Genomic DNA, 23275 nt, shown 5'->3' on the forward strand with positions numbered 1-23275 from the left:
GGCGGTTCGGCTTCGGCCATCCTTCACCGAAGCGTCCGCCATCACAAGCGCTTTCGCGACTCGCTATTGACCGCCCAGATGCTCTTCGCCTCGCGCCCGCGCCAGCGCGATTTGTTTCTGCCGTTCGCGGAACCGCGCCTTGTCGGCCTCGGACGTCTCGTGGATGCATTGGTGGCAAGACACGCCATGCTCGTATTCAGGGCGCTCCATGTCCTGGGGCAGGATCGGGCGGCGGCAGCCATGACACAGCTGGTGCGGCCCCTCGACCAGCCCGTGCCCCACCGACACGCGGTTGTCGAACACGAAGCATTCACCCTTCCAGGTGCTGTCTTCGGGCGGGACCTCCTCGAGATAGCGCAGGATGCCGCCCTTCAGGTGGTAGACATCCTCGACCCCCTGCCCAAGCAGATAGTTGGTGGATTTCTCGCAGCGAATGCCGCCGGTGCAGAACATGGCGACGCGCTTGTTGTGGAACCTATGCTTGTTCTGCTCCCACCAAGCGGGAAAATCGCGGAAACTGTCCGTTTTAGGGTCGATTGCGCCTTCGAATGTGCCGATCGACACCTCATAGTCGTTGCGCGTGTCGATAACCACCACATCATCCGAGCGGATCAGATCGTTCCAGTCCTGCGGCTCGACATAATGGCCGGTGCGGGCGCGCGGATCGACATCCGGCTGGCCCATGGTCACGATCTCTTTCTTCAGGCGCACCTTCATCTTGCCAAACGGCGGCTGGCTGGCGGTGGCCTCTTTCCATTCCAGGTTCGCACAGCCCGGCAGCGCCCGGATATGCGCCAGCACCGCGTCGATCCCGGCGCGGGGGCCGGCGATGGTGCCGTTGATGCCTTCATGCGCCAGCAGCAGCGTGCCCTTGACCGACTGCGCGCGGCACAGCTTCAGCAGCGGCGCGCGCAGGGCGTCCGGGTCGGCAAAACGGGTGAAGTGATACAGTGCGGCGATCGTGTACATGGCCGCGATCTAATGCGCGGCCCCCCGCAACGCAAGAGACCGCATTGACGACCACCGCCCGCCCCCCTACCGATAGCACACGCAAAGGAGGCTGCCATGACCCATGCCCTGATCGTGATCGATGTCCAGAACGATTTCTGCCCCGGCGGCGCGCTGGCGGTTCCCAACGGGGATGAGATCGTTGCCCCGATCAATGCCATGATGCCAGATTTCGACGCGGTGATCCTGACGCAAGACTGGCACCCGGCAGGTCATTCTTCGTTCGCGTCATCCCATCTGGGCAAGGCACCTTATGATCTGGTCGAAATGCCCTATGGCCCACAGGTCCTGTGGCCCGACCATTGCGTGCAGGGCACACCCGGCGCCGAATTCCACCCCGACCTGCGCACCGATGCCGACCTGATCCTGCGAAAGGGCTTCCGGAGCGCGATCGACAGCTATTCGGCCTTCTTCGAAAACGACCGGACCACGCCCACCGGGCTGGAAGGCTATCTGCGCACGCGCGGGATCGACCGGTTGACGCTGGTGGGCCTGGCGACCGATTTCTGCGTGCATTATTCGGCGGTGGATGCGGCCCGGCTGGGCTTTGACGTGACCGTCAGAACCGACGCCTGCCGGGCGATCGACCTAGACGGGTCGCTGGCTGCGGCCGAGCAAGCCATGCAAACGGCAGGTGTGGCGCTGCTCTGATCAGGGCGTCGCCCCGGTGGCCGCCAGATATTTCAGCACGACGAACAGGATGACCGCCAGCCCCAGCGCGAACCCGACCCGGCCCACGATCGAGCGGCGGGCGGTCTTCTTCGCGTCGGCACCGGCCCGGGCCGGCTTTGGTCTCTCTTGGACCGGCCTGCGGGGCAGCGGCTGCGCACGACGTACATGTTGCAAAAACGCCAGGATGTCGAACGTGCCGCAATACTGGCCCTGAACGCCCCGGTTCCGAATGTTGTCGAACAACCGGCGCAGGATGAGCGCGCGCGCCTCGGCATCTTCTGCCGGGTACAGATCGCGCTCGAGCCCGGTCCGTCTGGATTCCAGACTGAAGCCGGCATCCACGAAAATCCTGCGGATTCTGGGCGAGGCCCGGCGCAGCGCATCCGCCGTGCGGATATCGCGAAACACGGCATAGACATGCCGCCCCGCCACCTGGGCACCGGCCTCAGGGTTTTCCGTCTCGGACTCTTCAGCAATCGTTACAATATCAAAATCGTACGTCAGACTCATTCACCACTTACAAACTTCTGGTCCCATCCCACCCCCTCACTAGATCGCGAAAGGATCGGACTTTATGCCCGGATTGTGACCTGTCCTTGGCATTGTTAACAGATCCGGGACTCTTGCCAATCACCGCACCGATTGATCTAACAACGGAAATGGCAGGAGCTCCCCATGGTCGACATCGCGACCCGTGTCTACAATCACAAATGGAAGATCGACCCGATCGTGCGGTCATTGATCGACACGGATTTCTACAAACTGCTGATGTGCCAGTCAGTGTTTCGCAACAAGCCCCAAACGACGGTCGTATTTTCTCTGATCAACCGGTCGAATCACGTTCCGCTGGCCAAGCTGATCGACGAGGGCGAGCTGCGCGAACAGCTCGATCATATCCGCTCGCTCAGCCTCAGCCGGGGTGAAAGCACTTGGCTGCGGGGCAACACCTTCTACGGCAAGCGCCAGATGTTCCGCCCCGATTTCATGGAATGGTTCGAGAATCTGCGCCTGCCGCCCTATCACCTCGAACGCCGCGGCGATCAGTACGAGCTGACCTTCGAGGGCAAATGGCACGAGGTCATGCTGTGGGAGATTCCGGCCCTGGCGGTGCTGATGGAGCTCCGCTCACGCGCGGTTCTGAACGACATGCGCCGGTTCGAGCTTCAGGTTCTCTATGCCCGCGCCATGACCCGTGTCTGGGAAAAGATCGAAACGCTGCGCGGCATTCCCGGTTTGGGGATCGCAGATTTCGGCACCCGGCGGCGGCATTCCTTCCTGTGGCAGGACTGGTGCGTGCAGGCAATGATCGAAGGGCTGGGCCCGGCCTTCACGGGAACGTCGAACTGCCTGATCGCCATGCGGCGCGAGGTCGAGGCGATCGGCACCAATGCGCATGAACTGCCGATGGTCTATTCGGCGCTGGCCGAAACCGACGAAGAACTGGCCCGCGCGCCCTATGACGTGCTGAGCGACTGGCATGACGAACATGACGGCAACCTGCGGATCATCCTGCCCGACACCTATGGCACCAAGGGGTTTCTGGACCGCGCACCCGACTGGCTGGCCGGCTGGACCGGCATCCGCATTGACAGCGGCGATCCGGCCAGAGGCGCCGAGATCGCCATCGAGTGGTGGAAATCGCGCGGCGAGGATCCCAGCCAGAAGCGGATCATATTCTCGGACGGGCTCGATGTGGACAAGATCCGCGAATTGCAGGGCCAATTCGCTGGTCGGGTGAAGGTCTCGTTCGGGTGGGGCACCTTGCTGACCAACGATTTCCGCGGTCTGGTGCCGGGAGATGCGCTGGCGCCGTTCTCGCTGGTGTGCAAGGCAGTCTCGGCCAATGGGCGGCCGACGGTGAAACTGTCCGACAACCCCGAAAAGGCGATGGGGCCGAAAGACGAAATCGAGCGTTACAAGCGCGTCTTTGGCGTGGGCGAACAAGAGGCGATCGAAGTGATCGTCTAGCCCGGCTCAGCCGTGATGGGCGGCTACGGTTTTCAGCTGGGAAAAACCGTACAGTGCCTCGAACCCCTTTTCGCGGCCATGGCCCGATTTTCCGACCCCGCCGAACGGCAGCTCGACCCCGCCGCCCGCGCCGTAATTGTTGATGAACACCTGCCCCGCGCGCAGCCGTTTGGCCAGCCGCATCTGCCGCGCGCCATCCCGCGTCCAGACCCCGGCCACCAGCCCATAGTCGGTGCCGTTGGCGATTCGAATGGCCTGTTCCTCGGTGTCGAAAGGGATCAGAACCTGCACCGGGCCAAAGATTTCCTGCTGCGCCAGCGGATGATCGGGCCGCACGTCACCAAACAGCGTCGGGCGCACATAGGCCCCGCCCAGCGGCGCGTGATCCACGATTCGGCCCTGTGCTGCGATCTCAAGATCGCCCCCCTGCGCCAGAAAGCCGGTCACGATCTGCTTCTGCCGGTCCGAGATCAGGGGCCCAACGCGCAGATCCTCGGTCGCGGGGCCGACGGTCAGGTCGGCATAGGCGGCGGCCATGCGCGCCTTGACCTCGGCATAGACGCCGCGCTGAACCAAAACACGCGACCCGGCCGAGCAGGTCTGACCCGCGTTCTGGATGCCCGCATTCACCAGAAACGGCAACGCGGCCTCCAGATCGGCATCATCAAACACCAGTTGCGGAGATTTCCCGCCCAGTTCCAGGGTCACCGGCACCACGTTGCGCCCGGCCGCCTGCTGCACCAGCGCGCCCGTCGCCACGGACCCGGTGAACGAGATATGATGCACGCCTGAATGCGCCGACAGGGCCGCGCCCGCTTCGGCCCCGATGCCGGGCACCACGTTCAACGCCCCGGGCGGCAGCCCGGCCTCTGTTGCCAGATGGGCAAAGGCCAGTGCGGTCAGGCAGGCCTCTTCCGCCGGTTTCAGAACGCAGGCATTGCCCATCGCCAGCGCCGCCCCGACCGAGCGGCCGATGATTTGCATCGGGTAGTTCCAAGGCACGATATGGCCGGTCACCCCGTGCGGCTCACGCAGGGTATAGACGGTGTAGCCGTCGAGATAGGGGATGGTCTCGCCCATCACCTTGTCCGCCGCACCGCCGTAGAACTCGCAATAGCGCGCCAACGCCAGTGCGTCGGCACGGGCCTGGGTCAGCGGTTTTCCAACATCCAACGCTTCGAGCAGCGCAAGCTCCTCGATCCTGTCCTGCACCAACTGTCCAAGACGGGTCAGGATGCGGCCCCGCTCCAGCGCGGTCATCCGGCCCCAGTCGCCGTCCAGCGCGGCCTGCGCGGCCTGCACGGCGGCATCGATCTGCGGCGCCCCACCGCGCGCAATTCGGCCGAGCGGCGTGCCGTCGGACGGGTTGGTCAGATCAAGCGTGTCATCGCTCGCGACCCAATAGCCGCCGATCAGGCACAAGGTAGAATCAAACCAGATGGGATTTTGCATATCTGCCTCCAAAACAGGCTCTAACAAAGAGGTTTTATGCTGCGCCTTGCCCGAGATCGGGCAATTTCGGCACGGCTTGGATCAGGGTTTGCGTATAGGGGTGCTGCGGGTCCGAGAACACGCGCTCGGTCTCACCCTGCTCGACGATCCGACCCGACTGCATCACCATCACCCGGTCGGTAATGGTGCGCACCACGCTCAGGTCATGGCTGATGAACAGGTAGGTCAGGTCATAGGTCGCACACAGCTCGGCCAGCAGGTCGAGGATCCGTGCCCGGACCGAGACATCCAGCGCCGAGACGGCCTCGTCGAACAAGATCAGCTCGGGCCGGATAATCAGCGCGCGGGCGATGGCGATGCGCTGGCGCTGCCCGCCCGAGAATTCGTGGATGTATTTCCACGCATCGTCGGGCGACAGGCCCACGGCGGTCAGCATCTCGGCGATGCGATCCTGCCGTTCCGACCCGGTGGGCGGGGTTTCCAGCAGGTGAAAAGGTTCGGTGATCAGGCGGGCAACCCGGTGCCGGGGGTTGAAGCTGCCGAACGGGTCCTGGAACACCACCTGCATCTTGCGGCGCACGGCCAGGTTGGGTTTGTGCCCGGTGAACACCGGCTGGCCGTCCAGCAGAATTTGCCCGCCCTGCACCTCCTCGAGCCCTAAAATGGCCCGTGTTAGAGTCGATTTTCCGCAACCGGACTCGCCCACAAGCCCAAGGCGTTCGCCCCTATTCAGCGTGAAACTCACATTGTCCACGGCGCGATGATGGCCGGGCTTTTCGAACAGCCGCGCACGCGGCGGGCGATAGTCGCGCACCACCTCCGAGACCGAAAGCAGAGGCGCCGGGGCCGCCGGGGCGGGCAGTTCGACTTGGTGGTTCGAGGCGTCGAACAGCATCCGCGTGTAGGGATGCTGCATGTTGGTCAGCAGCTGACCCGTAGGCCCGGCCTCGACCACTTCGCCGTTGCGCATCACCACGATCCGGTCGGCCATGTCCGCCACCACCGCCAGATCATGGGTGATCATCAACAGGCCCATGCCGTATTCCGTGACCAGACCCTTGAGCAGATCGAGGATCTGCGCCTGCGTGGTCACGTCCAGCGCCGTCGTCGGCTCGTCCGCGATCAGCAGCCGGGGGCGCAGCGCGATGGCCATGGCGATCACCACCCGCTGCCGCTGCCCGCCCGACAACTCGTGCGGGTAGCGGTCCAGCGGGAACCTCTCGGGTGGCAGGCCGACGCGGGTCAAAACCTCGCGGGCACGGGCCTCGGCCTGATCGGGCGGCATCGCCTTGTGGATTAGGATGGTCTCCATCACCTGCGCCCCGATAGTCTGGACCGGGTTGAGCGCCGTCATCGGCTCTTGGAACACCATGCCGATCGCCGCCCCGCGCAGGGCGCACATCTCGGCCTCGGGCAGGCCCAGCAGGTCCTGCCCGTCAAGTTGCAGCGATCCCGATGTCCGCGCCCCGTTGGGCAAAAGCTGCATCACCGCCAGCGCCGTCATCGACTTGCCCGAACCGCTCTCGCCGGTGACGGCCACGATCTGTCCGGGATCGACGGACAGGCTTACGTCCTTGAGGATGCCGACGGCGTGGATCGACAGCGACAGGTTATGGATTTCCAGCAAGCTCATGCGCGCGCCACCCGGATGCGGGGGTCGAGCCAGTCGCGCAGCCCGTCACCCATCAGGTTCAGCCCCAGCACCGTGACGATGATCGCCAGCCCCGGAATCAGAGCCAAATGCGGGGCAAAACTGACCATTGTCTGCGCGTCGGCCAGCATCCGGCCCCAGCTGGGCGTGGGAGGCTGCGCGCCCAGACCGACATAGGACAGACCCGCCTCGGCCAGAATACCCAGAGAGAACTGGATGGTGCCCTGCACGATCAACAGGTTGGCGACGTTGGGCAGGATGTGCTCGGCCGAGATCCGCGCCGCGCCCTTGCCCGCGACACGGGCCGCCAGGATAAACTCGCGCTCCCACAGGGACAGGGCCGCGCCGCGGGTGATGCGGGCAAAGACGGGGATGTTGAAGATGCCGATCGCGATGATCGCGTTGATCGCGCCCGCGCCGAAGACGGCGGTGATCAGGATGGCGATGACCAGCGAGGGAAAGGCAAAGACCAGATCGTTGCCGCGCATGATCAGCTCGTCCAGCCAAGACCCCTTGCGCGCCGCCGCCGTCAGGCCCAGCGGCACGCCCAGCGCCATGCCGATGCCCACCGCCACCAGCGCCACCGCGATAGAGGTGCGCGCGCCCACCATGATCATCGAGAACAGATCGCGCCCGAAATGATCGGTGCCGAACCAGTGCTGCGCGTTGGGTTGTTGCAGCTTGTCAGGAATGTTCAGTGCGGCGTGGTCATAGGGCGTCCAGACAAAGGAAACGAGCGCTGCGAGAACCACCAGAGACGACAGGCATGCGCCGAGGATCAGGTTGCGGCTCATGTGCGGCTCCTCAGCCGGGGATCGACGGCGGCATAGGCCAGATCGACCAGGAAATTGACGGTGATGACCGCGAAGACAAGCAGCATGACCACCGACTCGACCACGATCAGGTCGCGCGACGAGATCGCCTGAAACACCAGCCGCCCGAGACCGGGCAGGTAGAAGACCTGTTCGATGATGATCGCCCCGGCCAGCAGGAAGGAAAACTGCAGCCCGATGATCGTCAGCACCGGGATCAGAGCGTTGCGCACCCCGTGCCGCCACAGCGCCTGACGGCGGCTGAGGCCCTTGGCGCGGGCAGTGCGCATGAAATCCTCGCCCAGGATGTCCAGCAGGGCCGAGCGCATCACCCGCGCCAGGATCGCCGCCTGCGGCAGTGCCAGCGCGATGGCCGGCAGGGTCAGCGAATGCAGGCCGGTCCAGATGCCGTTTTCCCACCCGGCAAAGCCGCCCGCGTTGAACAGGCGCAGATTGATCGCAAAGACCAGCACCAGCATCATCGCGAACCAGAAATTCGGCACCGCGATGCCCAGTTGGGTGGCGCCCATCACCGCGATGTCCCCGGGCCGGCCGCGCCGCGAGGCCGCGTAGATGCCTGCCGGAAAGGCGATGGCCGTCGACAACGTGAGCGCATAGAGCGCCAGCGGCAGAGACACCCACATCCGGTCCGCGATCATGGTCGAAACCGGAGTGCGGTAGGTGTAGGAGGTGCCGAAATCGCCGGTCAGCATCCCGCCGACCCAAGTGAAATAGCGCTCGATCTTGGGCACATCCAGGCCAAGCTCGGCGCGCAAGGCCGCCAGCGTGTCGGGCTGCGCGTTCACCCCCAGCATGAAGGATGCCGGATCGCCGGGTGCCACCTCGATCACCGCGAAGATGACCACCGAGGCGACCGCAAGGCTGAGAACCAGCGAAATCAGGCGTTTGAGCGCATAGCGAAGCATCAGGGCCACGTTAGGCGCGGTTTTGCCCTGGGTCCAGCGCCTAAGATGCTAGCAGATAGGCATAAACCGCCCAGCCCACGATCGCGGCATAGCCCAGCGGATAGATCCACTTGATAACGTAATTGTCGAGTTTGCGGGCGAGGTCGTCGCGCCCCGAAGTCTTGATCTTTCGCAGCACCACGTTGAAGACAATGATCGCGCCCGTGACCAAAAACATCCACTGCAGGATGAAGTCGACGAAGGTGAGATACCCCAGTTTGGGCAGGTCGGCCGAAATCGCCCAGTTGAAGGCGATGAAAACCAGCAGGTTGGCCCCGGACATCTCGATCCGCTTGCGGTATTCATCCAGAAAAAACAAAGCCCAGCTGACGGTGATCAGAACCAGCATCGGCAGGAAGACCCGAATGATGTAATAGGTCAGGTGCCGTTTGCCTTCGAAAACCAGATCCAACTGGTCGCTGATCCGCCCCGACACGCCGATGACGTGGTTTTTCTCCATCCTGTCGTTGCCAAGGATCCACTCTTCCTCTCCCAGCTGATCCCCCAGCCCCGAAAATTCGCGTAGCGGCACGAAGGACACGAATTCAGACGGCAGGATCGATTCCACCTTGAAGTGGAACTCCTGGGTGTCGAACGGGTATTTCAGAAAGTTAAAATGGGGTGCCTGCAACGTCAGGGACGATTTCTCAATATAGATGACCCGGCCGTCGCTATAGACCGCGGCCACGGATTCGTGGATCCAGCGGTTGGACTGCTGGTTCTGGATGACGAAGACGGGAATGACCGTTCCGATGGAGGTCGCGTAATCGGCAAGCTTCTTTGGATCGACCACCAGAACCTCTCGCCCTCTTTCTTCCGGATCGAAGGCCAGTGCCGGATCTTTCCATTCGCCACGAATGACCACCACGGCGCCATAGTTTTCGGCTTTCTGGTCGACGCCGGTGATCTGGTCGATATGGATGCCGATGCCGACCTGCAAGGGTTCGTCGGGGATTTCCACCTTTGTCGCAAAGCCTTCGGACAACAGATCCTGAGCGCTGGCCGGACCGGGCGAATGGAACAGCCCGGCGAGCAGCAGGGCGAAGTTGAAGATCAGAAGACGCGAAAGGCGCAAAAAATACATGCGGACCAGCACCTTGGGGTGAATGCGGAGGCCCGGGCACCCGGGCCTCCTGCCTTTGCGGTCACTCGGACCAGGAAATCGCGGCAAGGTCGGTCGCCGCCGTCGGCGCATTGACCCACAGGCCCTTGACGCCGGCCTTGGCCACGCTCAGCGCCGCCAGCTGGAACAGGTAACCGTTCACGTAATCCTCGGCGATGATCCGCTGCGCCTGCTGCAGCAACTCGGTCCGCTTGGCCTCGTCGGTCGTGGCGTTGAGCGTTTCCATCAGCTTCTGGAACTCGGGATTGTCATACTGGAAATAGTAGTCCGGCCGGGCATAGATACCGATGTCCATCGGCTCGGTATGGCTGACGATGGTCAGGCCGTAATCCTTGCCCTTGAACGCGCTTTCCAGCCACTGCGCCCATTCGACGTTGATGATCTCGGCCTTGATGCCGACTTCGGCCAGCTGCGCGGCGATGATCTCGCCCCCGCGCCGTGCATAGGAAGGCGGCGGCAGGTGCAGGGTGGTCTCGAACCCGTCCGGGAACCCTGCCTCGGCCAGCAGGGCCTTGGACTGTTCTGGGTCATAAGCCGAGTTGCCGGTCAGGTCGACATAGGCCGGGTGGTGCGGCGCGAAATGGGTGCCGATCGGGGTGCCGTAGCCGAACATCGCGCCGTCGATGATGGCCTGCCGGTCGATGGCATGGGCCAGTGCCTTGCGCACGCGGACATCGTCGAACGGCGGCCGCTTGTTGTTGGTGGACAGGATCGTTTCGCCCTCGGTCGAGCCGACCAGCACCTGGAACCGCGGATCGGCCTCGAATTGCGGCAGGTTTTCGGGGGCCGGGAAGCCGGTGAACACGTCCACGTCCTCGGCCATCACGGCGGCAAAGGCGGCGGTCGGGTCCGAGATGAACTTGAAGGTCGCCTTTTCCAGCGCCGGCTGCTCGCCCCAGTAATCGGGGTTGCGCTGCAAGACGACGCGATCGCCCTGCACCCATTCGGCAAAGGTGTAGGGGCCGGTGCCGACCGGGTTGGTCTTGATGTTCTCGATGCTTTCCGGCGCCACGATCACCGCGTCGCCCCAGGCCAGGTTGAACAGGAAATTGCCGTTCGGTTCCGTCAGGGTGATCTTGACGGTCAACGGGTCCACGGCCTCGACGGACTCGATCCCGGCGAACAGGGCCTTCTGCGCATTGGCGCTATCCTCGGCGGTGGCGCGGTCGAGGCTGAACTTCACGTCCTCGGCATCCATCGCGGTGCCATCGTGAAAGGTCACGCCATTGTGCAGCTTGAAGGTGTAGGTCTTGCCATCCTCGGAGATGTCCCAGCTTTCGGCCAGCGACGGCACGATCGAGCCGTCCCCCATGAAGCGGGTCAGGCCCTGGAACACGTTCGCGTAGACCACCGAGTCGATGGCCTGCGCGGCGGCGCTGGTCGGGTCCAGATGCGGCGGCTCCAGCTGCATGGCGATGGTGATGTCCGACTGCGCCCAGCCCTGGGTCGCAAACAGGCTGGCGCCCACCGCCAAGGCGGACGCAAAGGCGCGATACCTTGATTTCGTCATGAAAATTCCCTCCCCTATGCTTACGTCGCAGCCCGGTATTTCGCGGCCGCCTGCAATCACTGTTCCCCCAAACCTCAGGTCAATCAAGGAATTGTTGGCGCAACCGGTCTTTGAAAACGGAGACGCTCTCTGCTATGCCGCGCTGCAACATGACTTGTCCACAGGACCCAAGATGAGCGCGACAGCCCGCAAGAAAGCCCCGAACGCTGAGGATATCCGAGCAAGAAAGGGCGGCGAGCCACTGGTCAGCCTGACCGCTTACACGACACCGATGGCACGGCTGATGGATGCCCATTGCGATTTCGTCCTGGTGGGCGACAGCGTCGGCATGGTGCTGCATGGGCTGACCTCGACCCTTGGCGTGACGATGGAGATGATGATCCTGCACGGCCAGGCCGTCGCCCGCGGGCTGGAGAAGGCGATGATGGTCATCGACATGCCTTTTGCCAGCTACGAGGAAGGTCCCGCGCAGGCCTTCCGCAACGCGGCCCGGTTGATGGCCGAAACCGGGGCGGGCGCGGTCAAGCTGGAAGGCGGGGTCGAGATGGCCGAGACCATCCGCTTTCTCGTCAAGCGCGGCATCCCGGTGATGGCGCATGTGGGTCTGACGCCGCAGTCGATCAACACGCTGGGCGGCTACAAGGTGCAGGGCCGCGACGAACAGGCCGAGGCGGTGCTGGCCGACGCCGGCGCCGTGGCCGAGGCCGGGGCGTTTTCCGTCGTGCTCGAGAAGGTTCCGCAGGGACTTGCCGACCGGATCACCGCCGAGGTGCCCATTCCCACCATTGGCATCGGCGCCTCGGCGGGCTGTGACGGTCAGATCCTGGTGGTCGATGACATGCTGGGCTTCTTCACCGCATTCAAGCCGAAATTCGTCAAACGCTATGCCGATCTGGGCCCGCTGGCCGAGGCCGCCATCGCCGAATACGCCGCCGAGGTGCGTGCCCGCACCTTCCCGGCTGCCGAGCATGTGTTTGCCGATCAGGCTTCTGCCAAGGGGGGCAAGGCATGACCGCGCCCATCCTGCGCACCCTGCCGGACCTGCGCGCCATGACCCAGGCCTGGCGCCGGGCAGGCCAGACCATCGGCGTGGTGCCCACCATGGGCGCGCTGCATCAGGGGCACCTGTCGCTGGCACAGGCGGCGCGGGCCGATTGCGACCGGGTGATCGTGACGATCTTCGTCAACCCCAAACAGTTCAACAATCCCGAGGATCTGGCCAAGTACCCCCGCACCGAGCAGGACGACGCGGCCAAGCTGGCGCCGCTGGGGGTCGACGCGATCTATGTCCCCGACCCGGACCAGATCTATCCCGACGGATTCGCCACCACTGTGTCCGTCGCCGGCCTCACCGACGTGATGGAGGGCGAATTCCGCCCCGGACATTTCGACGGCGTGGCGACCGTCGTGGCGAAACTGTTCCTGCAGACGCAGGCGGACCGAGCCTATTTCGGCGAAAAGGACTATCAGCAGTTGATGGTCGTGCGCCGCATGGCCCGCGATCTGGACATCCCGATCGAAGTGATCGGTTGCCCCACCGTGCGCGAGCCCTCGGGGCTGGCGATGTCCTCACGCAACCTGCGTCTGTCGGACCAGGGGCTGGTGACCGGGGCGCGGATGCATGCGGTGATGCAGGACATGGCCGGGCAACTGGCGCAGGGCGCCGCGTTCGCGGATCTGGTGGGGCCGGCCCGCGACGCGCTGCTGGCGGCAGGCTTTTCCGAAGTGGAGTATATCGACCTGCGCTGCGCCGAAACGCTTACGCCGCTGACCGCCGCCACCCGCCCCGCGCGCCTGTTCGCCACCGCTTGGCTGGAGGGCGTGCGCCTGATCGACAATATCGACGTGCCGGTGGCCTGAAACTGGGGTCTGGAACGGCCCTGACCAATCGCCTAATGTCCCCTGAAAATGACGACAGGGGGAGCACGGGCATGACCTATATTCTGGCAATCGATCAAGGCACCACGTCCTCGCGCGCGATCCTGTTCGACGCGCAGATGCAGCGCGTGGGCACCGCACAACAGGAATTCACCCAGTATTTCCCGCAGGAAGGCTGGGTCGAGCACGACCCCGAGGAAATCTGGGACAGCGTCCTGAACGTCTGCCGGCAGGTGATGGACGAGGTCGGTGCCTCGGCCGACCAAATCGCCGGGATCGGCATCACCAACCAGCGCGAAACCACCGTGGTCTGGGACAAGACGACCGGCAAGGCCATCCACAACGCCATCGTCTGGCAGGACCGCCGCACCGCCGAGATCTGCCGGCGGTTCCGCGACGCGGGCTGCGAGGATGACGTGACCGCCCAAACCGGCCTGCTGCTCGACCCGTATTTCTCGGGCACCAAGGTCAAGTGGATACTGGACACCGTACCCGGCGCACGCGACCGGGCCGAGGCGGGCGAGCTGCTGTTCGGCACCATCGACAGTTTCCTGATCTGGCGCCTGACCGAGGGCCGCGTCCACGCCACCGACGCCGCCAACGCCGCGCGCACCCTGTTGTTCGACATCCACAAGGGCAACTGGAGCGCCGAGATCTGCGATCTTCTGGACGTGCCGCTGTCGATGCTGCCCGAGGTGCACGACTGCGCGGCCGATTTCGGCCAGACCAGCCTGTTCGGCGGGGCGATCCCGATTCTGGGCGTGGCCGGTGACCAGCAGGCCGCCACGATCGGGCAGGCCTGTTTCCAGCCGGGCATGATGAAATCCACTTATGGCACGGGCTGTTTTGCGCTGCTGAACACCGGCACGCAGCCGGTGGAGTCTAAGAACCGCCTGCTGACCACCATCGCCTATCAGCTGGACGGTCAGCGGACCTATGCGCTGGAAGGCTCGATCTTCATCGCGGGCGCGGCGGTGCAGTGGCTGCGCGACGCGCTGCAGATCATCGACTCGGCCCCGCAAAGCGGCGAACTGGCCGCGCAGTCCGACCCCAACCAGCATGTCGTGCTGGTGCCCGCCTTCACCGGGCTGGGTGCGCCCTATTGGAAGCCCGACTGCCGCGGCGCCATGTTCGGTCTGACCCGCAACTCGGGTCGGGCCGAGATCGCACGGGCCACGCTGGAAAGCATCGCCTTCCAGACCCGCGACCTGTGGCACGCGATGCAGGGCGATTGGGGCGCCGACGCGGACGTGATCCTGCGGGTCGATGGCGGGATGAGCGCGTCCGACTGGGCGATGCAGGGTCTGTCGGACATCCTGGGCGCGCCGGTCGACCGGCCGGTGATGCAGGAAACCACGGCGCTGGGCGCGGCCTGGTTGGCGGGGATGAAGGCCGGGATCTATCCCGATCAGGCCGGATTTGCCGACACCTGGGCGCTGGACCAACGGTTCGAACCGATCCTGCCCGAGGCTGACCGCGAAGCGGCCTATGCGCGCTGGAAACGGGCGGTGCAGGCCACCATGGCATTCTGATCCACTCTGACCCGCGGCGCAGCCCGGGTCAGCCGTGATCCTTCAGCAGACGCTGTTTCTGGCGCGACCAGTCGCGCTTGGCCTGAGTTTCGCGCTTGTCGTGGATCTTCTTGCCCTTGGCGATGCCGATCTTCAGTTTGGCCCGGCCCTTGTGGTTGAAATACAGAACCAGCGGCACCAGCGTCATGCCCTTGCGCTGGGTGGCGGCCCACAGGTTCGACAGCTCCTTGCGGGAGACCAGCAACTTGCGCCGGCGGCGCTCGTCGTGCTTGAACGCCTTGGCCTGCTCGTAGGGCGCGATGTAGCTGTTGATCAACCACAGTTCGCCATCCTCGACAGCGGCATAACTTTCGGCGATGTTCGCCCCGCCCGCGCGCAGAGACTTGACCTCGGACCCTTCCAGCACGATGCCGCACTCGATATCCTCTTCGATCGCGTAATCAAAGCGGGCCCGCCGGTTTTCGGCGATCACCTTGTAATTGGGGTCTGTCTTCTGCTTTTGCTTGGCCATGACGCCGTGATGTATGCGGCTTCGTCAGCCCTTGCAAGATGGGCGCGTCAGGATTTGGCCGAGATGATCAGGTCGGGGCCAAAGATCGTGTCAGCGTGGTTGTGCAGGTAGATCTTCAGCCACGGGGTGAACCGTTCGGGATGACGGCGCACTTCGGCCAGCAGATCGTGATAGTCGATCCAGCGGATCTCCATCACCTCGTCGGGATTGGGCTCGATCTTCAGCGGCCCGCGCACATGCGCCAAGAACACGTCCACGACCTCGTTCTCGACCATCCCGTTGCCGACATCCGCATGATATTCCAGCCGGTGCCGGTATTCAGGATACAGCCCGGTGATGCCCAACTCCTCGCGCAGGCGGCGCACGGCGCAGTCCGAGGAGTTTTCGTCCCAGTCGGGATGGGTGCAACAGGTATTCGCCCACAGGCCGGGCGTGTGATATTTGCCCAGCGCGCGACGCTGCATCAGAATCTCGGTGCCCCGCACGACGAAGACCGAGACCGCCTTGTGCTTGAGCCCCTTTTCGTGGGCTTCCAGCTTGTCCACGGGTGTCAGCTCGCCATGAACCCAAGCCGGGATCATGATTCCCATCTGTCCTCTCCTGATGTGACTGCGTCGGTCTGGCGGCATCGGCGACTGGGCGCGATGCGCTGGTGGGTCGGGCGCAGCGTTGTTGGTCCGCGACGAATCTGGCGATGATCGACGTTTCAATCAAGCGCACGAAAGGCCGCAGGGCTGCGGCCTTTTGTACTTGTTCCGTTTTTTTGGCAAGTACGGCTTATTCGGCAGAAACGCTTTGCAGATAGGCAAAGACGTCTTCGCCACCCTTTTTCAACTTGAAGGTCATCTTCGACTTGGCCGAGGTTTCACCCAGGTAGTCTTTCAGGAACGCCTTGGGGTCCTGAACATAGGCGACGAAGCTTTCCTCGTCCCAGACCAGGCCTTTTTCACCGGCCGCAACCAGGCTGGCGCCGTATTTGAAGCCTTCCTCGGCGCCGGCGGTACGGCCCGCGATACCGTACAGGTTCGGCCCGGTCTTGCCGCCCTTGACGATCGTCTCGCCCTCGGGTGTTGCGATCATGTGGCAGGACTTGCACTTGTTGAAGGTCTTGGCGCCGGCTTCGGCGTCGCCTTCGGCCAGGGCCGGCACGGCCATCAGGCCGACGATGGCAGTCGCGATGATACGTTTCATTGGCGTTGCTCCGATATGAATTGGCTGCCCTTTAACCAGTATCAAACCCGCGCGAAGTCAATGCGCAATTTGACGCGCGGCGGTGACCTGACGCATTCGAAAGGGCTATTTTCAAGGCGTGTTTTGCAGGTCCGACCAGCACGGCAGAAGGTCGCCCGGCGCCGGTTTCGCATGGTAGACCGCGCGCGCTATGGCGCGGGTCAGGCACAGGGCAGCGGCGTGGCCCAGCAGAGCCAGATCAACATCGGCCGAAGGGGTCCGCCCCGTGCTGACGCCGAACACCAGGTCACCATCGCCCGGCGTGTGGGCGGGCAGGATGGCGCGGGCGATCCCGTCATGGGCGGCCACAGCCATGCGCTGGCACTGCGGTTTGGTCAGGGCCGCATCAGTGGCGACGATGGCGATGGTCGTGTTGGCCTTGTCGGGCGGGGGATGGCCCATTGCTCGGGCCTTGCGGCTGGGCGCGGGAACCCCCAGACCGGACGCCGCATCCGGCCCCAGCCCGCCGAACTCGGCCCCGATCTCGAACGGGGCGGCCCAAAAATGCTGGTCGCCCGGGGTGGTGACGCTGCCCAACGGGTTGGCCGCAACCAGCGCACCCACGGTCACGCCGCCCGGCAAAATCGCCGAGGCCGAGCCCAGCCCGCCCTTGCACATGGCCGTCAGCGCGCCGGTTCCGGCCCCGGCGCTGCCCAGATCGAACGTCTCCGCCGCGGCGTCAAATGCGGCCCGGCCCAAAGCGCGGTACGGGTTTTCACCCCACGCCTTGTCGCCGCCGTTCAGAATGTCGAACAGAATCGCACCGGGTACGATCGGCACCACGGCCGACCCTACCTGAAACCCACGACCTTGGGCATGCAGCCCGTCCATCACGCCCGAACAGGCATCCAGCCCGAAGGCCGAGCCACCCGAAAGCACGATCGCATCCACGCGATCGACGGTTTTGTCGGCCGCCAGCAGATCGGTCTCGCGCGTGCCGGGGGCGCCCCCCATCACATGCACCGAGGCCCGCAAGGGCTGATCCCCGGTCAGGACCGTGACACCTGATTTCAGGGCCGCGTCCTGAGCGTTGCCCACCAGCAGGCCGGGTATGTCGGTGATCAGGTTTCTGGGTCCGGGGGTCATTTGGGTTTGTCCTTTACTGCGGGAAAGCGCGCCGGTGCGCGCTGCCTCCGGCGGGGATATTTTGGGCCAGATGAAGGGGCAGTCAGATGCAGCGGCCGCCGTCCACCTCAAGCGCGGCGCCGGTGATCATGCTGGCCTCGTCCGAGCACAGGAAACAGGCGGCGTTGCCCATGTCCTGCGGGGTCGAGAACCGGCCCAACGGGATAGTCGACAAGAACCTGGCGCGGATTTCGGGCGTGTCCTCGCCCATGAAGGATTTCAGTAGAGGCGTTTCCCCCGCCACCGGGCAGATCGCGTTCACGCGCACACCGGACGGGGCCAGCTCGACCGCCATGGTCTTGGTCGCGGTGATCATCCAGCCCTTTGAGGCGTTGTACCAGTTCAGGTTCGGGCGCGGCGACAATCCGGCGGTCGAGGCGACGTTCAGGATCGCCCCCGACCCGCGCGATTTCATATGCGGCACCAGCGTCCGCGCGGTCAGAAAGACCGACTTCATGTTCACGCGATAGACGCGGTCGAAATCTTCTTCGCTGACCTCCTCCAGCGGCGTCGGCAGGTGGGTCACACCGGCATTGTTCACCAGGATGTCCAGATGGCCGTAGAGTCCCAGCGCCGCATCCGACATCGCCTGGACCGAGTCGCCGTCGGAGACATCCACCTGGCGGTGGTCGGCCAGAGGGCCCAGCGTTGCCGCCATGTGACGCGCAGCATCCCCGTTGATGTCGGCGATCATCACCCGTGCGCCCTCGGTCAGGAACTTCTGTACGATCCCGGCCCCGAACCCGGATGCGCCGCCGGTCACGATTGCGGTTTTTCCCTCCAGCCTCATGGCCTTGCCTCCCTGCCTCTTGTCGCGGTCAGACTAGCAACGGCAGGGAAAGATGCTAGATCAATCTTCCGCCACCTTGCCGCGCAGCGCCTTGACGTCGGACCGGGCCTTTTTCGCCGCCAGTCGTCGCTTGACCGAGCCGTAGGTGGGTTTCGTCGCGATCCGTCGCTTGGGTTTGACCAGCGCTTTGCCGATCAACTCGGCCAGACGGGCGCGGGCGATCTCGCGGTTGCGGGCCTGGCTGCGGGTCTCGTCGCATTGGATGATTATCGCGCCATCCTTGGTCCAGCGCCGCCCGGCCAGCCGTTTCAGCCGCACCTTGACCGGATCGGGCAGCGAGGGCGAGCGCGCGGCCTCGAACCTCAGCTCGACCGCAGTCGAGACCTTGTTGACGTTCTGCCCACCGGGACCCGAGGCGCGGATGAAGCTCTCGGTCATTTCCCAATCGTACAGGGTGATATCATCGGTGATGCGCAGCATGGGCGTGACCTTACAGGCGTCACCCGAAAACAGAAAGGGCCGCCCCGGCGGGACGGCCCTTCGAAAGTTCAGGAGGTCGGGTCGGTTAGATCAATCGACCAGCCGGAGCGCGCGCTCCGCCAAGGGCTGCCCTAGCAGGCGGTCCCCCCGGTTGTTCCGACACCTCTCTCCAATCTCTTTCTCGACACTGGATCACCTCCTTTTCTATCTGTTGCGGTTGAAAAGGATGGTGACACAACTTGTGCCATTCTCAAAGCGTTTTTTTACGCGGGCTGTGCGGTCAGGCGCGCGACGATCATCTTGAAGGGGATCAGCGCGACCAGGGCCAGCGACAGCTTCACCAGCCAGTCGGCAAAGGCCAGCGTCACCCACAGGGGCGCCTCGGGGCCCGACAGCATGAAGGGCACGGGCTCCCACGCCCAGTTGATGGCCGCATCCGCTTCGGCACCGAAGAAGGTCACCGAGGCCGAGAAGGCGATGGTGAAGAAGATCGCGGTATCCAGCGCCGATCCGACCAGTGTGGACACCAACGGCGCGCGCCACCAGCGGCCTTCGCGCATGGCGTTGAACACGGTGACGTCGGTCAGCTGCGCGATCAGGAACGCGGTTCCCGAAGCCACGGCGATGCGCAACGGCACGGCGGCGTAGGTAAACCCGTCGCCCTGCAGCATGATCTGGCTGCCGATCAGCGAGCAGATCACGCCGGTGACGAAGCCGGCAAACACGACCTTGCGGGCCGGACCCGCGCCATAGACGCGGTTCATGATGTCGGTGACAAGAAAGGCCAGCGGATAGGTGAAGGCACCCCAGGTCAGCAGCCCGTCAAAGATCAGGAACTGGACCAGGATGTTCGAGGCCACGACGATGGCGGCCATGGCAAGAATGCCGGGGATAAAGCTGCGTTGCATGTTCTGATGCCCGTTTTGACAAGGTAGCGGCGACTTGGCCCCGGGGGTTTCCCAAGGCAAGCCGCGCTTCTAGACCCGGGATCGGCCCATGTCAATCCGGCAGCAGATATTCGACCAGTTCGGTGCGCTGCAGGGCCAGAAAATTGTCGTCCGAGATCATCGTGGCCCGCAACCGCCCCTGCCCGTCGCGCCAGACGGACAGCCCCTCGAGGTTGTCATGGGTTCCGGTTTCCGTCTGAAACAGGGTTTCTTCGGCCGTGGGTGTATCACCGTCGATCTGCCATCGACGCAGCCGCGACCGGAACCCGATCAGAGCCACCGCGCGTTCCAGCACGTAGAACCGCCCGTCAGGGCCGAAATCGGCGGCCACCGGCAGAAAGCGGCCCCGTTGCGTCAGGACGAAGGGCGCGGACCAGGCGCGCCCGTTCCAACGATAGACGGGGATGTCGCCATTTGCCGTGCGGCTTTTCTCGGGCATCGTGTACAGGCGGCCCTGCGCGTCGATGGCCAGCCCTTCGAACGAACCGTTCCGCTCCAGCCCGTCGAACTCAGCAGGTCGCGGCAGAACGCGGCCGCGGGCCTTTGGCGTTGAGTAGTGGGCCACGCGATGCACACCTTCGAACGAGATGTAGAAGCTATCGTCGGGCGCCAGCGCCAGCCCCTCGGAATCGCCGACACCGCCGCGCAGCGCCCGCCCGCGGCTGGACTTCAGCGGTTCATGATACACGATGCGCACCCCGGCGATCCGATCGCCATCCCGGTCGAGGCGGGCCGATACCAGCATGGCCCGGTCGCTCAGCACCCAGGCCTGCTGCCCATCCTCCGAGACATGGATGGCAGAGAAACCGCCGAACCAGTCATGGCTGGCGCGCCATGCAAAGCTGCCCAGATATTCGGCCGATTTGACTTCGACCGCCCAGGCGGAACCGGCCAGAAACAGGCTGGCGATCAGTTGGACTGCAAGACGGCGGCGCATTGCTGGGGCAGATCCGCCAGAACATATTCACGCCGTTTCTTCGGAGGCGGCGCGTTGGGGTCGGGCGGCGGCGGGTTCAAGATGTTGCGCACCCACTGTTCGGCCTCGGCGCAGCCGTCGCCCTTGGGAGGCGGATCCTGATTGACGCAACCGCGCGAACCGCGCGGGCAGTTCAGCCGAACGTGGAAGTGATAATGATGCCCCCACCAGGGTCGAATCTTGCGCAGATAGGCACGGTTGCCGGTCTCGTCCTTGCACATCTGCACCTTGGCACCCGGAAACACGAAAATGCGGGCCACGCGTTTGTCCTTGGCCGCTTCGCGCAGGATGGCGTGGTGCTGGTTCGTCCAGTTGCCATTCACATAGGCGCCGTTCGCGCGGCGCAAGGAGATTGACGAGATATTCTCGCGCGCCTTGCGCGACAGGCGCATGTTGTCACCGGGCAGCATCCAAATGTCGATGTCGAGGCCCAGCTGGTGGCTGCGGTGGCCCGAGGTCATCGGCCCGCCCCGCGGCTGGCTGATATCCCCGATATACAGCCCGTTCCATCCCGGTTGCTTTGCCGCAAAACGGCTGAGGTCCTGCACGAAGTCGATGGATTGCGGATGGCCCCAGTTGCGGTTGCGCGACAGACGCATCGCCTGCCAGGTGGGTCCGGTCTCGGGCAGTTGCACAGATCCGGCCGCGCATCCGCGCGAATAACTGCCGAAAGCGGCCGGTTTTTGTTGCGAACTGTACTTCTGAGCCCCGAACAACTGCTTGGCCAGCGGTTGGGCCCCGGCCGCCCCGGCTAGCGCAATTCCTGCCAAAAATACCAAAAAACGTAATGAAATCATCTGCTCTGATCCCCTTCCGGTTTGACCCAGCGCATTAGGAACAATCCCAGAATAAACAACCCGACGATCGGAGACACCCCCAACCGCGCACTGCCGGTCGCGGTTGTTGCAATTCCGATCATCAATGGCGCCGCAAAAGCGGTGGCGCGGCCCGACAGACCATAAAGACCAAAGCTCTCGACCGGGGCGGTCGGGTCGGTGTGGCGCACCATCAACGACCGGCTGGCCGATTGCAGAATGCCACCCATCCCGCCGATCAGGATGCCGCAGCCAAAGAACACAATGTCCGGCAGGCCCGACCCTTGGGGCAGGGCGATGCCGAAGATCTGCGACCGGTCCATCGACACGATGGTGGTGCAAACCAGGATCAAGACCCAGATCGCAGTCAGGATCACCGGCTTGGGGCCGAATTTCCGGTCCAGCTTACCGCCGATCCAGGCGAAGACCGCCGAAGCCAGCACGCTGATGATGCCGAAGATGCCGATCTTGATCAGGTCCCACTCCAGCACCAGCCGCGCATAGACGCCGCCGAAACTGTACAGCCCGTTCAGCGCATCCCGGTAGAACATCGATGACCCCAGATAGCTGGCCAGGCTGACCCGGTACCGCAGAGCGGCCACGGATTTTCCCAGCAGGCGCAGCGCTTCGGATACGCTGCCCTTTTTGTCGGCTGCCGGATCGTCGCGAACCCACAGGAAATACGGGACCATGAACAGGATGAACCACCCGGCGGTGAACGGCCCCACAAAGCGCGTGCCCTCGCGCGCGCCGGCGTCCAGCCCGAACAGCGGCTCCATCCCGATCAGCGTCTTGCCGTTGGGCTGCTCGACGAACAGCGCCAGCATGATCGCCAGGGAAATCAGCCCGCCGAAATAGCCGAAGGCAAAGCCCGAGCCCGAGATCTCGCCCACCTCGTTGTCATCACCCAGATCGGGCAATTGCGAGTTGATGAAGATCAGCGCGTATTCCGCCCCCACGAAGCCCAGACCGAAGGCCGACAGCATCAGCCACATGTTCGACCCGTCCGGCAGCGTGAACCACAGCGCCGCAGACCCCACGGCATACATCACGGAAAAGGCAAATATCCATGGGATGCGCCGCCCCGAGACATCGGCCATGGCCCCCAACAGCGGCGCGCCGAAAGCGATGATCAGCCCGGTGATCGTCAGGCAGTTGGCCCAGACCGTCTGCGCCTGCGCGGCGGCAGCGTCGGCATCCATCCCTGCGGTTGCATAATTTTCAGCCGCAACGCCGGCGAAATAAGGGCCAAAGACAAAGGTCACCAACAGGGTGTGATACGGCTGGCTGGCCCAGTCGAAAAACCACCAGCCCCAGATGCGCCTGCGCTTGGAAATCTCTGCCATCTCTGCCCCTTGCCTGCTTTTGATTTCATAAGACGGGCCTTCGGGCCATTTCGCAAGCGTTCTGTGACTGCGGGCTTGCCTATTGCCGCCCGGGCACTTAGGTCTCAGCCCGTACGGAAAACGAGGTGCCCATGCTGTCGCTGATCCAAATCCTGCTGCTGATCCTGGACATCGTCTGGTTCATCATCCTGGCCCATGTGATCATGAGCTGGCTGATCAACTTCCAGGTCCTGAACCTGCATCAACAGCTGGTCGCCCAGATCTGGTACGGCCTGAACCGCCTGCTCGAGCCGATCTATGGCCCGATCCGCCGCATTCTGCCCAACATGGGCGGTCTGGACCTGACGCCGCTGGTGGTGCTGATCGGGGTCTATGCGCTGCGGATCATCCTCATCAACAACGCGGTCTATTTCTACTGACCTCTTGTTCCCCGATTCCGACTGTGTGATTGTCCGTTCAAGAGCAGTCAAATCTTGAAACAGGG

At 64.0% G+C, this 23275-nt stretch carries 24 protein-coding genes; 6 read left to right on the plus strand and 18 right to left on the minus strand.

What is annotated here, in order from left to right:
* Positions 1 to 63: 63 nt before the first annotated feature.
* Entirely contained in the window at positions 64 to 969 is a 906-nt protein-coding gene (gene trhO, locus AC2FNS_RS03310) for an oxygen-dependent tRNA uridine(34) hydroxylase TrhO (protein ID WP_496713245.1), read from the minus strand.
* A 96-nt stretch (positions 970 to 1065) separates the two neighbouring features.
* Between trhO and pncA the strand changes: the two genes are divergently transcribed.
* Positions 1066 to 1659, plus strand: a complete 594-nt coding sequence (pncA, locus tag AC2FNS_RS03315) for a bifunctional nicotinamidase/pyrazinamidase (RefSeq protein WP_496713247.1) — start codon at positions 1066 to 1068, stop codon at positions 1657 to 1659.
* Here pncA and AC2FNS_RS03320 read toward each other — a convergent pair whose 3' ends face one another.
* On the minus strand, positions 1660 to 2190 hold the full coding sequence (locus tag AC2FNS_RS03320; RefSeq protein ID WP_496689549.1) for a hypothetical protein: 531 nt from the start codon (positions 2188 to 2190) through the stop codon (positions 1660 to 1662).
* Between the two features lie 165 nt (positions 2191 to 2355).
* Here AC2FNS_RS03320 and pncB point away from each other — a divergent pair, with 165 nt between their 5' ends.
* Positions 2356 to 3648: a nicotinate phosphoribosyltransferase gene (gene pncB, locus AC2FNS_RS03325; RefSeq protein ID WP_496713249.1), complete on the plus strand. Its 1293-nt coding sequence runs from the start codon at positions 2356 to 2358 to the stop codon at positions 3646 to 3648.
* A 6-nt stretch (positions 3649 to 3654) separates the two neighbouring features.
* Here the strand turns inward: pncB and AC2FNS_RS03330 are convergent, their stop codons facing one another.
* From AC2FNS_RS03330 to AC2FNS_RS03355, 6 genes are all read right to left on the minus strand, one after another.
* Positions 3655 to 5100, minus strand: a complete 1446-nt coding sequence (locus AC2FNS_RS03330) for an aldehyde dehydrogenase family protein (RefSeq protein ID WP_496803774.1) — start codon at positions 5098 to 5100, stop codon at positions 3655 to 3657.
* A gap of 34 nt (positions 5101 to 5134) precedes the next feature.
* On the minus strand, positions 5135 to 6733 hold the full coding sequence (locus tag AC2FNS_RS03335; protein WP_496713253.1) for an ABC transporter ATP-binding protein: 1599 nt from the start codon (positions 6731 to 6733) through the stop codon (positions 5135 to 5137).
* The gene (locus AC2FNS_RS03340; RefSeq protein WP_496680027.1) at positions 6730 to 7545 is read right to left on the minus strand and encodes an ABC transporter permease; all 816 of its coding nucleotides are present in this window, start codon (positions 7543 to 7545) and stop codon (positions 6730 to 6732) included. The genes AC2FNS_RS03335 and AC2FNS_RS03340 overlap by 4 nt, the downstream gene beginning before the upstream one ends.
* Positions 7542 to 8489, minus strand: a complete 948-nt coding sequence (locus AC2FNS_RS03345) for an ABC transporter permease (protein ID WP_496713255.1) — start codon at positions 8487 to 8489, stop codon at positions 7542 to 7544. The genes AC2FNS_RS03340 and AC2FNS_RS03345 overlap by 4 nt, the downstream gene beginning before the upstream one ends.
* A 40-nt stretch (positions 8490 to 8529) precedes the next feature.
* Positions 8530 to 9612: a ligand-gated ion channel gene (locus AC2FNS_RS03350; protein ID WP_496797620.1), complete on the minus strand. Its 1083-nt coding sequence runs from the start codon at positions 9610 to 9612 to the stop codon at positions 8530 to 8532.
* Positions 9613 to 9673: 61 nt separating this feature from the next.
* Positions 9674 to 11161: an ABC transporter substrate-binding protein gene (locus AC2FNS_RS03355; RefSeq protein ID WP_496713259.1), complete on the minus strand. Its 1488-nt coding sequence runs from the start codon at positions 11159 to 11161 to the stop codon at positions 9674 to 9676.
* 172 nt (positions 11162 to 11333) lie between these two features.
* On the opposite strand from AC2FNS_RS03355, the gene panB reads away from it, so the two are divergent.
* From panB to glpK, 3 genes are all read left to right on the plus strand, one after another.
* The gene (panB, locus tag AC2FNS_RS03360; protein WP_496713261.1) at positions 11334 to 12173 is read left to right on the plus strand and encodes a 3-methyl-2-oxobutanoate hydroxymethyltransferase; all 840 of its coding nucleotides are present in this window, start codon (positions 11334 to 11336) and stop codon (positions 12171 to 12173) included.
* Positions 12170 to 13021 (plus strand): pantoate--beta-alanine ligase, encoded by an 852-nt coding sequence (gene panC / locus AC2FNS_RS03365; RefSeq protein WP_496689536.1) that lies wholly within the window; start codon positions 12170 to 12172, stop codon positions 13019 to 13021. The genes panB and panC overlap by 4 nt, the downstream gene beginning before the upstream one ends.
* A 71-nt stretch (positions 13022 to 13092) precedes the next feature.
* Positions 13093 to 14571 carry a glycerol kinase GlpK gene (glpK, locus tag AC2FNS_RS03370; protein WP_496797621.1) on the plus strand — a complete coding sequence of 493 codons (1479 nt, stop codon included), beginning with the start codon at positions 13093 to 13095 and terminating at the stop codon, positions 14569 to 14571.
* A gap of 28 nt (positions 14572 to 14599) precedes the next feature.
* Here glpK and smpB read toward each other — a convergent pair whose 3' ends face one another.
* The 10 genes from smpB to AC2FNS_RS03420 all read right to left on the minus strand — a co-directional run bounded on the left by smpB (position 14600) and on the right by AC2FNS_RS03420 (position 22791).
* A complete protein-coding gene (gene smpB / locus AC2FNS_RS03375; protein ID WP_496680035.1) occupies positions 14600 to 15082 on the minus strand; it encodes an SsrA-binding protein SmpB in 483 nt (160 codons plus the stop codon).
* 47 nt (positions 15083 to 15129) lie between these two features.
* Positions 15130 to 15672 carry an isopentenyl-diphosphate Delta-isomerase gene (gene idi, locus AC2FNS_RS03380; protein ID WP_093964071.1) on the minus strand — a complete coding sequence of 181 codons (543 nt, stop codon included), beginning with the start codon at positions 15670 to 15672 and terminating at the stop codon, positions 15130 to 15132.
* A gap of 187 nt (positions 15673 to 15859) precedes the next feature.
* Positions 15860 to 16273 carry a c-type cytochrome gene (locus AC2FNS_RS03385; protein ID WP_496713695.1) on the minus strand — a complete coding sequence of 138 codons (414 nt, stop codon included), beginning with the start codon at positions 16271 to 16273 and terminating at the stop codon, positions 15860 to 15862.
* 111 nt (positions 16274 to 16384) lie between these two features.
* Entirely contained in the window at positions 16385 to 17398 is a 1014-nt protein-coding gene (locus AC2FNS_RS03390; protein ID WP_496797622.1) for a P1 family peptidase, read from the minus strand.
* 82 nt (positions 17399 to 17480) lie between these two features.
* The gene (locus AC2FNS_RS03395; protein WP_496713699.1) at positions 17481 to 18227 is read right to left on the minus strand and encodes an SDR family oxidoreductase; all 747 of its coding nucleotides are present in this window, start codon (positions 18225 to 18227) and stop codon (positions 17481 to 17483) included.
* A 60-nt stretch (positions 18228 to 18287) separates the two neighbouring features.
* On the minus strand, positions 18288 to 18707 hold the full coding sequence (gene arfB, locus AC2FNS_RS03400; RefSeq protein WP_496713701.1) for an alternative ribosome rescue aminoacyl-tRNA hydrolase ArfB: 420 nt from the start codon (positions 18705 to 18707) through the stop codon (positions 18288 to 18290).
* Positions 18708 to 18970: 263 nt separating this feature from the next.
* Positions 18971 to 19615: a queuosine precursor transporter gene (locus tag AC2FNS_RS03405; RefSeq protein WP_496713703.1), complete on the minus strand. Its 645-nt coding sequence runs from the start codon at positions 19613 to 19615 to the stop codon at positions 18971 to 18973.
* 91 nt (positions 19616 to 19706) lie between these two features.
* Complete coding sequence (locus AC2FNS_RS03410) at positions 19707 to 20591, minus strand: esterase-like activity of phytase family protein (protein WP_496797623.1); 885 nt, start codon at positions 20589 to 20591, stop codon at positions 19707 to 19709.
* Positions 20564 to 21427, minus strand: coding sequence for a penicillin-insensitive murein endopeptidase (gene mepA, locus AC2FNS_RS03415; RefSeq protein WP_496689519.1), 864 nt, complete (start codon positions 21425 to 21427; stop codon positions 20564 to 20566). The genes AC2FNS_RS03410 and mepA overlap by 28 nt, the downstream gene beginning before the upstream one ends.
* Positions 21424 to 22791 carry an MFS transporter gene (locus AC2FNS_RS03420; protein ID WP_496712408.1) on the minus strand — a complete coding sequence of 456 codons (1368 nt, stop codon included), beginning with the start codon at positions 22789 to 22791 and terminating at the stop codon, positions 21424 to 21426. Before AC2FNS_RS03420 ends, mepA begins: the two co-directional genes overlap by 4 nt.
* A 131-nt stretch (positions 22792 to 22922) precedes the next feature.
* Between AC2FNS_RS03420 and AC2FNS_RS03425 the strand changes: the two genes are divergently transcribed.
* Positions 22923 to 23210, plus strand: a complete 288-nt coding sequence (locus AC2FNS_RS03425) for a YggT family protein (RefSeq protein WP_005980077.1) — start codon at positions 22923 to 22925, stop codon at positions 23208 to 23210.
* Positions 23211 to 23275: the final 65 nt, after the last annotated feature.

It is taken from the genome of Ruegeria sp. BHSA191, from assembly GCF_059613325.1.